General features: G+C 71.2%; 14 protein-coding genes. 6 read left to right on the forward strand and 8 right to left on the reverse strand.

Annotated features, from left to right (window positions below):
- Window positions 1-18 precede the first annotated feature (18 nt).
- The 4 genes from ACRYM6_RS07150 to ACRYM6_RS07165 all read right to left on the reverse strand — a co-directional run bounded on the left by ACRYM6_RS07150 (window position 19) and on the right by ACRYM6_RS07165 (window position 3,437).
- On the reverse strand, window positions 19-528 hold the full coding sequence (locus tag ACRYM6_RS07150) for a GNAT family N-acetyltransferase (protein ID WP_432542121.1): 510 nt from the start codon (window positions 526-528) through the stop codon (window positions 19-21).
- 20 nt (window positions 529-548) lie between these two features.
- On the reverse strand, window positions 549-1,022 hold the full coding sequence (locus ACRYM6_RS07155) for a hypothetical protein (protein WP_432542122.1): 474 nt from the start codon (window positions 1,020-1,022) through the stop codon (window positions 549-551).
- Window positions 1,023-1,049: 27 nt separating this feature from the next.
- Window positions 1,050-2,069 (reverse strand): tyrosine-type recombinase/integrase, encoded by a 1,020-nt coding sequence (locus tag ACRYM6_RS07160; RefSeq protein ID WP_432542123.1) that lies wholly within the window; start codon window positions 2,067-2,069, stop codon window positions 1,050-1,052.
- Between the two features lie 921 nt (window positions 2,070-2,990).
- On the reverse strand, window positions 2,991-3,437 hold the full coding sequence (locus tag ACRYM6_RS07165; RefSeq protein WP_432542125.1) for an NUDIX hydrolase: 447 nt from the start codon (window positions 3,435-3,437) through the stop codon (window positions 2,991-2,993).
- 478 nt (window positions 3,438-3,915) lie between these two features.
- On the opposite strand from ACRYM6_RS07165, the gene ACRYM6_RS07170 reads away from it, so the two are divergent.
- From ACRYM6_RS07170 to ACRYM6_RS07185, 4 genes are all read left to right on the forward strand, one after another.
- Window positions 3,916-4,284 carry a hypothetical protein gene (locus tag ACRYM6_RS07170; protein WP_432542126.1) on the forward strand — a complete coding sequence of 123 codons (369 nt, stop codon included), beginning with the start codon at window positions 3,916-3,918 and terminating at the stop codon, window positions 4,282-4,284.
- Between the two features lie 200 nt (window positions 4,285-4,484).
- Complete coding sequence (locus ACRYM6_RS07175) at window positions 4,485-5,165, forward strand: SigE family RNA polymerase sigma factor (protein ID WP_432542127.1); 681 nt, start codon at window positions 4,485-4,487, stop codon at window positions 5,163-5,165.
- Window positions 5,158-6,147, forward strand: a complete 990-nt coding sequence (locus ACRYM6_RS07180) for a hypothetical protein (RefSeq protein ID WP_432542128.1) — start codon at window positions 5,158-5,160, stop codon at window positions 6,145-6,147. Before ACRYM6_RS07175 ends, ACRYM6_RS07180 begins: the two co-directional genes overlap by 8 nt.
- 285 nt (window positions 6,148-6,432) lie before the next feature.
- Window positions 6,433-8,877: a transglycosylase domain-containing protein gene (locus ACRYM6_RS07185; protein WP_432542129.1), complete on the forward strand. Its 2,445-nt coding sequence runs from the start codon at window positions 6,433-6,435 to the stop codon at window positions 8,875-8,877.
- Between the two features lie 412 nt (window positions 8,878-9,289).
- On the opposite strand, the gene ACRYM6_RS07190 is transcribed toward ACRYM6_RS07185, so the two are convergent.
- Complete coding sequence (locus ACRYM6_RS07190) at window positions 9,290-9,820, reverse strand: hypothetical protein (protein WP_432542130.1); 531 nt, start codon at window positions 9,818-9,820, stop codon at window positions 9,290-9,292.
- A gap of 221 nt (window positions 9,821-10,041) precedes the next feature.
- Between ACRYM6_RS07190 and ACRYM6_RS07195 the strand changes: the two genes are divergently transcribed.
- Complete coding sequence (locus ACRYM6_RS07195) at window positions 10,042-11,061, forward strand: tyrosine-type recombinase/integrase (protein ID WP_432542131.1); 1,020 nt, start codon at window positions 10,042-10,044, stop codon at window positions 11,059-11,061.
- A gap of 152 nt (window positions 11,062-11,213) precedes the next feature.
- Entirely contained in the window at window positions 11,214-11,549 is a 336-nt protein-coding gene (locus ACRYM6_RS07200) for a hypothetical protein (protein ID WP_432542132.1), read from the forward strand.
- A gap of 124 nt (window positions 11,550-11,673) precedes the next feature.
- On the opposite strand, the gene ACRYM6_RS07205 is transcribed toward ACRYM6_RS07200, so the two are convergent.
- The 3 genes from ACRYM6_RS07205 to ACRYM6_RS07215 all read right to left on the reverse strand — a co-directional run.
- On the reverse strand, window positions 11,674-12,102 hold the full coding sequence (locus tag ACRYM6_RS07205) for a PH domain-containing protein (protein WP_432542133.1): 429 nt from the start codon (window positions 12,100-12,102) through the stop codon (window positions 11,674-11,676).
- A 182-nt stretch (window positions 12,103-12,284) separates the two neighbouring features.
- Window positions 12,285-12,851, reverse strand: coding sequence for a hypothetical protein (locus ACRYM6_RS07210; RefSeq protein ID WP_432542134.1), 567 nt, complete (start codon window positions 12,849-12,851; stop codon window positions 12,285-12,287).
- A gap of 152 nt (window positions 12,852-13,003) precedes the next feature.
- The coding region (locus ACRYM6_RS07215) for an integrase core domain-containing protein (RefSeq protein ID WP_432542141.1) at window positions 13,004-13,135 on the reverse strand (132 nt) is incomplete at its 5' end.

The following is a 13,135-nucleotide window of genomic DNA, read 5'->3' on the forward strand; positions in this document are numbered from 1 at the left end:
GGGGCGGGTCAGGGCGGGTCAGCGGTCGTCGGTGACGAACAGCTGCGACGGCCCGTCGTGCCACAGGCCCTGCACGAGCCCGAGGTCGCGCAGGCCGGCGCGGGTGGCGGTGGCGCGGCTGCGCTGGTTCTCCGGGTGGACCAGCGCCCACACCTCGTGGTGCCCGGCGGCCCGCGCCTCGCGCACGGCGGCGGCCGCCGCCGCCGCCGCGTACCCGTGACCGACGGCGTCGGGGTGCAGGTACCAGCCGACCTCGACCTCGCCGTGCAGGGCGTTCGGGGCGTGGAACAGCAGGACGCTGCCCACGGGCTCGGCCCGGTCGGGGGTCACGACGGCCCGCGTGCCGAGCGGGGCGTCGAAGTCCAGGGCCCACTGGGCGATCCGGGCGCGGGCCTGGTCGACGTGGGTGAGCGGGGCTCGCGCCGACTCCCCGAACCACCGGGTGACCTCGGGCCGGCGGAGCAGGTCGAACAGGCGCGGTGCCTCCTCGGGGTGCCACAGCCGCAGGGTGACCTCGGGCGGTTCCACCCGGCGGAGGGTACCGGGAGTCAGTCCCGGGGTGCGGAGCCGGTCAGGGCGTCGAGGGCGGCGCGGGTGCTGGTGCCCTCGGCGCGGGCTGCGGCGGCGGCCTCGACGAAGGTGGTCATGCTCTCGGCCACGGGGGTGCCCTCCTGGGCGTCCCAGTCCTCGACGGTCAGCTCCTCGGCGACCTCGCTGAAGGCGACGGCCGCGGCGGCGGGGTCCTCGAACTGGCCCTCGGTGACCTCGCGCCAGCGCGCGAAGGCGGCCGGGAAGGCCAGCCCCTGCTCGGTCGACTCCGCGAAGCGCAGGACGGTGCCGACGGTGGCGGCGTCCAGGCTGTGCGGGGCCAGCGCCAGGGCGGTCGCGGCGGCGGGGTGATCGGCGATGACGTCGAGCGTCCCGGCGCGTTCGGCGTCGTCCAGGAAGCGCTCGAGGCTGCGGTGGTTGCCGGCGGGCCAGGGCATCTTGTTGGCGCAGTGCGTGCGCCGGGAGGTGGCCATGGCCGGATCCTCTCACGCCCGCGCCGGTCAGGAGCGGTCGATCAGTGTCCGCAGCGCCGCGTAGGAGCTGCTGGCGGCCGCGGCGCTGCGCAGCTCGTCGGCGCCGGCGTCCACGTACTGCTGGGAGGTGGCGAGGCTGCGGTGCCCCAGCAGCCGCATGACCTCCACGGCGCTGGCGCCCCCGGCCACGACGCGGGTCGCGAAGGTGTGCCGCAGCGCGTGGACCAGCGCCCCGCGCTGCACCCGGTCGCCGATCCCGGCCGCCCGGTAGCACTGCTCCACCAGGTACTGCAGCTGGTGGCGCGACAGCTGCCGCCCGGTGGTGTCGACGAACAGCGGTGCGTCCAGGCGGGTTCCGCGGGTGCCTCGGGTGGTGGGGAACCGGCGCGACCGGCTGGCGAGGTACTGCTCGACGAGGTCGCCCAGGGCGGGTTCGACGGGCAGGGAGCGGTCGACGTTCCCCTTGCCGCGCACCCGGATCCGCTGGTCGCCGCGGGTACCGGCGAGGTCGCCCACGCGCAGGCCGACGAGTTCGGAACTGCGGATCCCGGTCACCAGCAACGTCGCGACGACCGCGAGGTCCCGTTCGGGCCACGGGTCGCGCGCCTGCCGCCCGGCCGCCACCGCACCCAGCAGGATCTCCGGAGTGTCGTTGCCGCGCAACGGTTTCGGGCTCTGCGCCTCGGGCCTGGGACGGTGCACCCCGGCCATCGGGTTCCCCGCCAGGACGTCCTCGGCGACCAGGAACCCGCACAACCCGTTCCACGTCGACCAGCAGCGCGCGATGGAACTGCGGGCGTGGTCGAGGGAGAAGTCGGCGAACGCGGCGCGCAGCGCCGCCGTGGTCAGGTCACCCACGCGCAGGTCGTCGGTGCCGATGGCGCGGGCCAGTCGGGGGAGGATCGCGGCGACGTCGCGGGCGCGGGCGGCGAGGGTGTGGGGGGAGTCCTTGCGGGGGAGCCGCGCCACTTCGTAGGCGTCGACGGCCGTCGACAGCGCCGAAGAGGTGGTGAGGGACTCGAGAACCCCGGGGTTCAGGGGAGCCATGCTGACGACGATACGGGCGGGGGAGTTCGCTGTCAAGTGCAAGTCGTTGCGCTGCAACAGGTTCAGTCGAACGCGGCGGGGGAGTGCCGCATATTCCTCGTTATGCGGAGTTCACGGCGATCCGGGACGTGGTGGACCGGCCGGCTGTGGCGCGGGACGTCGTGGGGTTCGTCGCGGTCGACCGGTCCGATTCGGGGTCCTGACTCTGTCGTGGGTTCCGGTCCGGCGGCCCGGTGCGTTCGGTCCGGCTGTGGTCCGGCGATGCGCCGGCTGGAGGAACCGATCGACGGGACCGTCGAACGGTTCAGGTGGTTGAGTCGGCCGGTCGTCGTGGCCGGTCCGTGGACGGCTCGGGCGTCGTTCGACCTGCAGGGTGACCGCTAGGCGTTCCGGTTCGGCTCGCGCCGGACGGACGGACGGCGGTGCGGCAGCGACGCCGTGGTGGACGCAATGCTGGTTGCCGGTGATGAGTGCCGGGCGTTGTCCGCAGGAGTCCGCGCGGGAGCGGCCGCAGCGGCCGGGACGGGCCCCGACCGACTCGGGCCTGCACCTGCATCGCACGCCGATAATCTTCATTATGACATATAGCAGGTCTATCGGCGCCAGCGCTCGGTCCCCCGTTGTTGTCCGTTCTCATCTGATCTGTCGCAGTCTCATGAGACCTGTCGCAGTTCTCACGTGATCTGTCGCAGCTCCTCAGCGGATCTGTCGCAACGTCCCACCACCTACCAAGACGGCTTCGCCGCGATCAGGACCTGATCGTCCGACTCCCGCAGCGGGCGCACCACAGGAACGGGACCCGCACCCGTGGCCTACTCAGCGAAGTCCGCGCGTACGCTGGCCCGCTCCCCCGCCGGGGGACGACTTCACGGTCATGCCGATGGCCGAGCGACCTCCTGACGCGCCCAGCGCCCTGCTCGGTCACCAGCCGCGCAGCAGCAGAGGCTCGCCCCGCTCGACCGCACGGAGGGCGTCGGCCACGTAGTCGACGACGTCATCAGGCAGCCCGCCCGAGGCCACCCACACCAGCTCACTGCACTTGTCCGGCTCGCCGATGACCGGCTCACCACTCCACTGCTTCACGACGAAGAACAGGTGCAGGTACTCCAGGTCGTCTCCGTGCTCGGGAGCGGAGTGCACCAGCAGCGCCAAGCGGCAGTCCTCCGGCGTGGCCTCCACGCCAACCTCCTCGCGCAGCTCGCGGAGCAACCCGGCCACCGCGTCCTCTCCTCCCTCCAGGTGGCCAGCGGGCAAGCTCAGCTGACCGGAGCGGAAGGTGGTGCCGGCGCGACGCAGCATCAGAACCTGCTCGTCTACTCGCAGGATTGCGTAGACGGCGGCGGGCAGGCGGAAGCGGTCGCGAGGCACCAGCGGACGGTAGCGAGCCAGGATCACGGGCGCCCGACATCACGGTCATCCCGCGGTGCGCGCGGGCGCACGGTCATCCCGCTGGCCAGGACGTCGATGACCTCGCGGTCTTGTCGATGGCCGAGCGGTGAAGAGGCTGGCCTGCGAAGATCCGAATCCGTCGTCGCTCAGGGAGCAACCATGCTGGCTGACTCGCCCGTGCTCATCGTGATCCTCGCGCTCGTAGTGACCGCGGTGGTCATCGTCGGTCTCCTGGTCGCCTTGTCCAAGCGTCGGAGATGACCGCCTTCGGCCAGTAGGAGCGCGGATCAGGCAGGACCGACGTCGCGGTCATGGCACGCAGCGGGCGGCGCCATAGTCGTGGCGCCGTCTGGGGGCTCGACGGCCTCGCGGTCTTGCTCTGCGCATAGTGGTGGGAACTGAGCCACAAGTGGTCGAAGGCGTTCTTGCTCGAAGGCTTCGCACTTAGCCTGAGCATGTGCGCCGCCGTCGAACCATCGTCATGCTCGTCGCCGGCGCAACCGCCGCACTGGCCGCTGGCCTCTTCGCGCCAGTGCTTCTGATCAATATCGATGAGATGGCCGTTCCTCCGGCATCGGAGCTCCCCGACGGGCTGGCCGTCGAAAGCGAGGAGCTCGGGTGTGGGTCCGGTGGCTGCTGGCGCGACTTCAGGGTGCGGCCTCCCGAGGGCCAGTCCGCTGAGGAGCTCGCCGCGGAGTTGGGGCTGGGACGCGATAGCTGCGCAGCTCGCAGCCTGCTGGACCGCCGACGGGTCTGCACGGGAGGCAACGTCTTGGGTGACCAAGTGCGCGTCTACCTGCTCTACGAACGCAGTTTGAACTCGTGACCTCCAGCCTGACCGTCACGCGAGCCTGCCGGCTTGGCTGGGCCCGGCCATCGACGCCACCGTTCGCGCCCTGATCTAGTGTCGCCGATCCGGTGCCGGGTCACGCCGCTCACCTCTTGGGCGACCGCCCGCCTGAGCCATCGCCAGATGAAGCAGAGCCACGGTGCAACGAATGCACCGGCTGGCCGCGTTGTACGGGTGTGACACCTGCCGCCGACGGCGCCGAGCACAGCGGCGCCGCCTCCACCTCCACGCCCGGGTGGTGGGACGGCTTCGCCGACGGTGCGGACGGAGGGGACCGCGCCGCCTCGAACACCGCCTCGAACACGGCCCGCACCCCGCGCGGGCAGGACCGGGCCGGCGCGGCCGGCGCGGCCGCCGGGGGCGTCTGGGACCTGGAGTCCCTGGTCGCGTGGAAGGGCCCCCAACTGGTGCGGCTGGCCCGGGTGCTGCTGCGTGACGAGCACCAGGCCGAGGACGTCGTGCAGGACGTCCTGGCCACCTGCGTGCGCAAGTGGTCCCGCATCCAGGCCCTGGAGGATCCCTCGGCCTACCTGAACCGCATGGTCGTCAACGCCGTCAGCACCTCCCGCCGCCGACCCTGGCGGCGGGAGCACGCCGCCGACCCGGCCGAGCTGCCCGAGGAGGTCGTCAGCGACACCACGGGCCTGCACGCCGAGCGGCAGCGCTGCCTGGCGCTGCTGCGGCGGCTGCCGGACAAGCAGCGCATCGCCCTGGTGCTGCGCCTGTACGAGGGGCTGCCCGACGCCGAGATCGCCGACCTCATGGACTGCTCGACGGCCACGGTGCGCAGCAACGCGCACCGCGGCCTGGCCACGTTGCGCCGACTGCTCGCCGAGGAGGGCATCACCCGTGCCTGACCACGACCCTGACCACGACCCTGACCACGACCCTGACCACGACCCTGACCACGACGTCCCCCGCCGCGACGCCGCCGGTCGGCCCGGCGACCCGGTGACCGATCTGCTGCTGAGCGCCTTCGACCACGACGTCCGCACCCGACCGGTCGACGAGCAGCGCCTGACCACCGGCACCCGCGGCCGGCTGCGGCGCCACCGCCGCGTCCGCCGGGTGCAGGTCGCCGCCGCGGCTCTGGTCGTGGCCGCGGCGATCCCGGTGGCCGTGCAGACCTGGCCGACCGGCACCGTCTCCACCACCCCCGCGCAGCAGGGCACCACCGCGCACCAGACCGCCCCCACCCCACCGTCCGGGACGAGCAGCCCGTCACCGGTCAGCCCGACGAGCACGCCGGCGCCCTCCATACAGCAGCCCAACCCGGATGCCCCGCTGCCATCGGCGCTGCCGGCCCTGACCCGTGCGCCGGCGGCCCTGCCCACCGGGCTGACCCTGCTCAGCGACAGCGGCCCCTACCGCGAGGAACTGACTCCCCTGACCGGGCTGGGGCTGGCCTGCGACATGAACTCCACCGCTGTGCGCGCCATCGGCGCCCAGGAGCTGCAGTGGATCGACGAGAACCCCGACGCCCCGGCCCAGGAGGCTGTCGCGCTGCTCCTGACGCAGTGGCGGCCCGGCCAGAGCGAGCAGGCGTTCGATGCGGCCACCAGCGGGTTGGGCGCCTGCCGCTTCGCCTTCACCCTTGAACCGCTGGAGGTCGACGTATCCGGCGCCGACCAGGCCTGGGCCGCCCGGACCGACTCGATCGGCCCCTACCAGGGCGCCCCGTTCACCCAGGTCTCGGGGATCGCGCGGGTGGGAGACTTCATCGTCGGTGTCTCCCACCAGAACGCCACCCCGGACGGGACCGGTGAACTGTCCGCGGTACTGACCGCCGCGGTGGCCGACCTGCGCACGTCCGGCCGCCCGACCTCCGACGGTCAGTAGGCCCAGGACGTCAACGCCGGATCATGAGCACTGGCGGCATGGGCTAGGGGCATAAGCACTAGAGGCATGAGCACCAGGGGCATGAGCACCGGAAGTACCGCCTCATGCAGATGCAACAGTTCCGGTCCTGGGTCGCGTTGTCCATGTGTGACGGCTGACCACCCCGCTCCCCACGCGCGCCTGGACACCGGCCCGGACGCGCGGTCGGCTCCCGGCTCACCGGCCACCTCCCGTGTGAGGTCCCGACCGCAGCGACCGCAGCGACCGCAGCGATCGCAGCGGCCGGTGTTCCGGCTGCTGGCCGCGTTCGTGGCGGTCAGCGCTGCCGGTGGGGTGCTCAGCGCCGGGTTGGTCATCCCCGCCGTCGCGGTGGCCGGTGGGTTGACCCGGCAGGGCGTGGACATCTTCAACGAGCTGCCCGCCGATCTGGGTGATCAGACGCTGTCACAGGCCTCCACCATCCGCTGGGCTGATGGCAGTGTGATGGCCAGGGTCTACGACCAGAACCGCAGCGTGGTCACCTTCGACCAGATCGCCCCGGTGATGCGCGATGCCATCGTGGCCATCGAGGACGACCGCTTCTACGAGCACGGTCCCATCGACGCCAAGGGCATCCTGCGGGCGCTGGTCTCCAACGCCGGCGGTGGCAGCACTCAGGGCGCCTCCACCCTGACCCAGCAGTACGTCAAGAACGTGCTGGTCCAGCAGGCGGTCCGTGCCGGCGACACCGAGGCGGCCGCGGCCGCGGTCGAGGCCGACGGTGCGCAGGGGTATGCCCGCAAGCTGCGGGAGATGAAGCTGGCGGTCGGGGTGGAGAAGGAGATGACCAAGGACGAGATCCTGACCGGCTACCTCAACGTGGCCTACTTCCAGAACAACGTGTACGGCATTGAGGCCGCGGCCCAGTTCTACTTCTCCAAGGCCGCCGCCGACCTCACCCTGCCTGAGGCGGCGCTGCTGGCCGGGATGGTGCAGAACCCGGCCGCCTACAACCCGATGAAGTACCCCGAGGCCGTCGTGGCCCGCCGCGACGTCGTCGTGGCCCGGATGTTGCAGACCGGACGGATCGACCAGGCCACCCACGACCAGGCCGTGGCCACCGCCTTGCAGCTGCAGCCCAATCCCAGCCGGCAAGGCTGCCTGGCCGCGGGGTCGGCGGCCTACTTCTGCGACTACGTCGTGCACGTCGTCGAAAGCGATCCCATCTTCGGCGCCACCGCGGCCGAGCGGGCCCGGCTGCTGCGCAGCGGTGGGCTGAGCATCACCACGACTTTGGACCCCCGCGTGCAGGCCATCACCCAGACCGCCGTCAACGAGGGCGTCAACCCCGGCCAGGCGGCCCGCTCGGCGGCCTCGGTGGTACAGCCCGGCACCGGGCACATCCTGGCCATGGCCCAGGACACCACCTACTCCCCCGACGACGACCAGGTCGGCCTCACCACGCTGAACTACAACGTGTCCCAGCCCATGGGCGGCACCGAAGGCTTCCAGCAGGGCTCGACGTTCAAGGCGTTCACCCTCGCCGCGTGGCTGAAGTCCGGTAAGTCGCTGGACTCCACCGTCGCCGCCCCCAGCAGCGGCAACGACCCGTTCAGCGCCTTCACGGCCTGCGGGCAGAAACTACGCGGCGGCACCTACCCCTACTTCAACGCCGAGACCCGCACCTCGGGAACCATGACGGTACGCACCGCGACCAAGGACTCGGTCAACACCGCGTACATGTCCATGACCAAGCAACTGGACCTGTGCGACATCGCCAGCACCGCCCAGTCCCTGGGCGTCTACAAGGGATCGGCCACCCCCGCCGACACCATCGAGAGCAACCCCGACACGTTCGAGTTGGACCGGTTGCCGTCGATGACGCTGGGCACCAACCTGGTCACCCCGCTGTCGGTGGCCGGCGCGTACGCCGCGTTCGCCGCTGAGGGCACCTTCTGCAAGCCCACCGCCTTGACGCAGGTGCTGGACGCTGCCGGGCAGCCGCTGCCCGTCCCCGGCGCGGACTGCCAGCAGGTCCTGGACGTCAACGTCGCCCGCAACGTCACCGAAGCTCTGCGCGGGGGCTGGACCGGCGGCACCGCCGCGCGTGTCGGCAAAGCTCAGCTGGACGGGCGGCAGGTGGCCAGCAAGACCGGCACCACCAACGGCAGCCAGAACGTCTGGTTCGCCGCCTACACCCCGCAACTGGCCTCCGCGGTCTGGGTCGGGCACCACACCGGCTACAAGACCCTCAACGGTGAACGCATCAACGGCAAACGCTACGGCCGGGTGTTCGGGGCCACCATCCCCGGGCCGATCTGGGCCAACATCGTCGGCCCCGCCTCCCAGGCGCTGGACCTGCCCAAGGCGACGTTCACCGACGGCACCAACGAGGGTTTGAAGACCACCACCGCCGACGGGAAGATCCGGGTGCCCGATGTCGTCGGGCGTAGTGTCTCCTCGGCCACCAGAGCCCTGGAGGCAGCCGGGTTCACCGTCAAGGTCGCCCCCGGGCGGGTGTTCTCCAAGACCGTGGACGAAGGTCTGGTCGGCGCGCAAAGCGCCCGCTCGGCCACCGCCGGCGCGACGATCACCATCACCCGCAGCTCTGGTCCCGCGCCCACGCCGCCTGCCGAGGAGACCTCGCAGCCGGCGCAACCCACCCAGAGCGACCCAGCCGAGACTCCCGCCTCGACGCCAAGGGATCTTCCCGGCCAGCCCACCGACCAACCCACCGCAGGGCAGGGCTGAGACGGGCCAGCAGGTCGGTGGCCCCATGCGCGCAACGCTCAGCCCGGTGTCCGCCGCTACTGGGCAGGTATCGGCTGTGGCGCTGAACGCCGGCGCTTCCACGGTGGTCTCGTGCCGTCGCCAGAACGTCATGGTCATGGCGCCCTGTGGGCGACGTCACAGGCATGGCGCTCCCTGCGCGGTCGAGCGGGCCGGCCGGCTGAGCTGAGGCCGGCGCTTGTGTCTGCCGCTATCGCGGCCGATACTGGGTAGGTGCGCATCCCTGTAGGGGTGCGAAGTGGGCCCGGCAGCCTTCCGGACGGTGGGTGAGCCGGGCTTCGCGCTGTCCGGGCTCAGATCACTCCAACCCCAGTCGACCCTCGGGATCGAGAGCCCAAGCCTTCCAACACCCCGGGTACCGGGCCCGGGTCGCTCAGCTGAGCCGGTGGACGTCACCGACGATGGGGCGGACCCGTTCCTGCCAGGTGCTGCCGTGGGTCCAGCACCACGCCACCGCATCGGCGATCCACAGCAGCGGCTCCGACCGCGGGGGCAGGTGCTCGTACACCAGCTCATCAGCTACCCCGGCCGCGTGTACCGCCGCCCGCAAGATCCGCCGGTCACTGGCCAGCAGGGAGTCGTCCTGCTCCAGCACCAGCCGGTGCGCCCCCGCGACCGCGAGGTCGGTCACCAGGCGCTCCAGCACCAGCCGCCGCGCGGCCCGCTGGTCGGTCACGGTCCGGGCGTCGTACAGGTCCACGACCACCCCGGTGCGGCACAACGCCGCCGCGATCTGCCCCTGGCGGGCCTTGCCTTCCTTGGTGAAGTGCAGGCGCTCTTGCCGCGCCAGTAGCAGTCCCCGCAGCAGGGTGCGGGTCGGAGCCAGCTGCCGCGGCTGAACACGAGCCGCGGCTACGAGCAGCCCGTTGGCCTTGGTCTCATCGACGAAGACGTGCACGCTCAACGCCACCACCCCCTCGCCAGCGGCAACGCCCGCACCGGCAGAGTCGACCGTGATGATGCGCCGCCGACAGCGTGCAGGAGGAGGCTCACGATTCGGGCAGGCACCGCGACAGCATCACCGACCTCATCAGGCACCCAGCCACCGGGTCACCTCCCCAGCAACCGACATCTCGCACCGGCCAGCACCTCGCCCCGGCCGTGCATGCAGGCGCACGCTCGACCATGACCCTGCCTCCCGAAGGACTCGACCCCACACCCACCTCGACATCACCCGCGTCGCTGCCCATCGCCCTCGGCGACGGGACCTGGCGCACCGACCCTGTCCGCCTCGCGGTCGCGGCCTACCTGGCCCGCTACCGCGGCGAGACCCGCCGCCACGCCGAGTCTGACCTGCGCGCCTACCTCACCTGGTGCCAGCTCCGGCAGCTCAACCCCCTGGCCGCCCGCCGCCCGCACATCGAGCTCTACATCCGCTGGATGCAGGAGACCCAACGCTTCGCCGCCTCCACCGTCTCCCGCCGCATGTCGGTGGTGGCCGGCTTCTACCGCACCTGCGTCATCGACGACGTCCTGGAGCACTCACCGGCCGACTACGTCCGCCGCCCCAACGTGCCCCCGGAGTCACCCACCCTGGGCCTATCCCACCTGCAGCTCGAAGCCCTGCTCGCGACATCGCGGGACTCGACCAACCGCTACGACTTCGCGATGGTTTGCCTGCTGGGGCTGTTGGGCCTGCGCATCTTCGAAGCCTGCGCCCTGGACATCGCCGACCTCGGCGAGGAACACGGCCACCGTGTCCTGCGGGTGGTCGGCAAGGGCCACAAGATCGTCCTGGTTCCCCTCGCCCCGGCGGTGGGCAGGGCCGTCGACCGCGCCATCGGCGACCGCGCACCCGGCCACGTCCGCGGCCTGAGCACTCACGGCGCCGTGCCGCTGCTGCTGAACACCCGCGGCGGCCGCCTGGACCGGCACTCAGCGACCCGCCGCCTGCGCCATCTCGCCGCCGAGGCCCGGATCCGGCTACCGAGGATGCACCCGCACATGCTGCGCCACACCTACGTCACCACCATGCTCGACGCCGGCTGGGGGCACCTCCCGCTTGCGGGGGACGACCTGCGCGACGTGCAGATCGCCGCCCGCCACGCCGACCCCCGCACCACGATGCGCTACGACCGCGCGAGGACCACGCTGGACCGGCACCCCAACTACATCCTCGCCGCCTACATGGCCTCCGGCACCTGACCCGACTTCATGCATCTGCCGAAGAGCGAGCGTTCGCCGAGGCCCGCAGGCGCGGGTCGCCCGGTCATCTTGACCGGCGTCCTCCGGACCCATGTGGGTGAACGCTGCCGGTCCAAGTGGCCTGAGTCGTGCGTTGTCGACACACTCCGGTCGTGACGTCCTCGCTGGTGATCATCGCGCTGGTCGCCGGCCTCGGCTGGTATTTCTCAACCAAGCGCGGCCACCCAATGCGCTCGAACGTCAACGGCGCCATCTACTGCCTGGGCGCGACGGCACTACTGCTGGGCATCGCCATCTACTCAACCGTGGTCACCGCCAGAAGCGATCAGGAAGGTAGCGGCGCCGGCTACGCCGTGCCCGTCCTCATACTCCCGTTCGCTGTGGCCTTCGGAGTCGGCGGATGGATTTTCGCTCGACGCGCGAAGACGGAGAAGGACCGACGGCCCGATGAGTCCTCTGACGTGGAGGACGGTACCGACGCCGTCTGAGCCGTCGCTGACGTGCAGTCGGACACACCTACGCCGCGAACGAGACGTAGCGGCCATGGCGCCCTGCGGGCGACGTCACGGTCACGGCGAGGGCCACGCCTGCTCCCTCAACGCAGCACCTACATCAGCCCCTACCGAGTCGGCGTTGCTCCGCAGCGTCCACCAGACGCTGCAGCCGGCGGTTGCCCCCAGCCACCGCGAAGCCAGCCAGTGCAGGCAACTCGATCTCGGTGTCGTCGTGCAGCAGCACCGACACCCCCACCGTCGTGACCGGCGAGGCCGACTCCAGCTCGGCGACCACCACCCCACTGACCTGAGTCCACCGCACACGTCGCGTCCTCGCGTACCCGACGTAGACCAGCCCCTCATCGGTCAGTCGCACGTGGCTGACCGCAGCCCGCACCCCGCAGAACACTCCCGTCGCCAAGAGCGCAGCGCCGATGATCAACCCGCCGGCAGTGCGGTCTTCACTCAAGATCATCACGCCTGCGGCTGCGAAGCCCAGCCAGATCACCGCCAGCAGCCACGACCACGGGCCCTTCATCCACGCCACGGTCACACATCGTGACAGTGCAGGGTCATGAGCCTCCAAGCAGCGAGGGACATGACCTCCCGGAGCAGCACCCCACCTACCGGTCATGGCGTTGTCGTGGATGTCGACTACATCGCGGTGGCGCCGGTCGCAGGACGTCGGGCTGGGCCCGAGCGGGCAGGTCCCCAGAGCGCATGGCCGGCTCAGGTGAGGCGACGAAGGCGCCGCCACTGCCATACGGCCGGCGGCACGAAGCACACCAGCCAGCACACCGCGCCCGCCACGACGATGGTCAAGCCCCACATTCTCGTCTGCGCCGACTCTGGCCAGCGGTGGTTGAACCACCACGTGATCGACAGGCAGAGCAGGCACCACCCGGTGGCCACCAGCGGAGCCAGGAGGAGGAACCGATTCAGCCGCCGCGACCAGCCCGAGGCGTACTCCAGGGCCAGCTCGTGCAGGCCCGCGTCCGCAGGCAGTCGCCCACGGGCGAGGTGCTCATGGATGAGCCGTTGCGTCGAGGCGTCAGGTGGCTGGGAGAAGCCTTTGGCGTAGGGGGTCTCCTCCTCGGCGCGGTAGTGGTTGCTGACGAACCCGCCCAGCATGGAGGCAATGCCGATGAAGAGGATGTCCGTGTCGCCGGCGACGACCAGGAAAGTACCGGCGAGGGTCACCAGCAGGAACAGCGAGTTGATCACGCCGCGCCGGGTCGGGCGGTGCCAGCGGCGCTGCGGCATCGCCCACCGGTCGGCGTTGTTCTGGCTGCTCACCACCTCATCGTGGCGGACCGAGTCCCGTCTGGCCTGACCCTTGCACGCATGGCGCTGGCCGAGAGCTCGATGAGCTCGCCGCCCACGGTGGTCACCTCGCGCGGTACGTCTTGGACGTCAGCTCCAGTCTCCCGGCTCCTCACCTCCGTCCGCTAGCTGTACTGACCACTGAGGTTGGTGACGCGGGAGGCGGGCGGTAGCCCGCCGAGGGCGGTGTGGTGGCGGTGATGGTTGTAGACGTGCAGCCAGCCGGGCAAGGCCTGGCGGCGTTCAGTCTCTGAGGC

The sequence above is a fragment of the Kineococcus rugosus genome, from assembly GCF_050871975.1.
Taxonomy (GTDB): Bacteria; Actinomycetota; Actinomycetes; order Actinomycetales; family Kineococcaceae; genus Kineococcus.

Coding starts and splice junctions, on each gene's coding strand:
- ACRYM6_RS07155 (WP_432542122.1), bottom strand. CDS start 1,022: ATGGCCACCTCCCGGCGCACGCACTGCGCCAACAAGATGCCCTGGCCC.
- ACRYM6_RS07160 (WP_432542123.1), bottom strand. CDS start 2,069: ATGGCTCCCCTGAACCCCGGGGTTCTCGAGTCCCTCACCACCTCTTCG.
- ACRYM6_RS07195 (WP_432542131.1), top strand. CDS start 10,042: ATGACCCTGCCTCCCGAAGGACTCGACCCCACACCCACCTCGACATCA.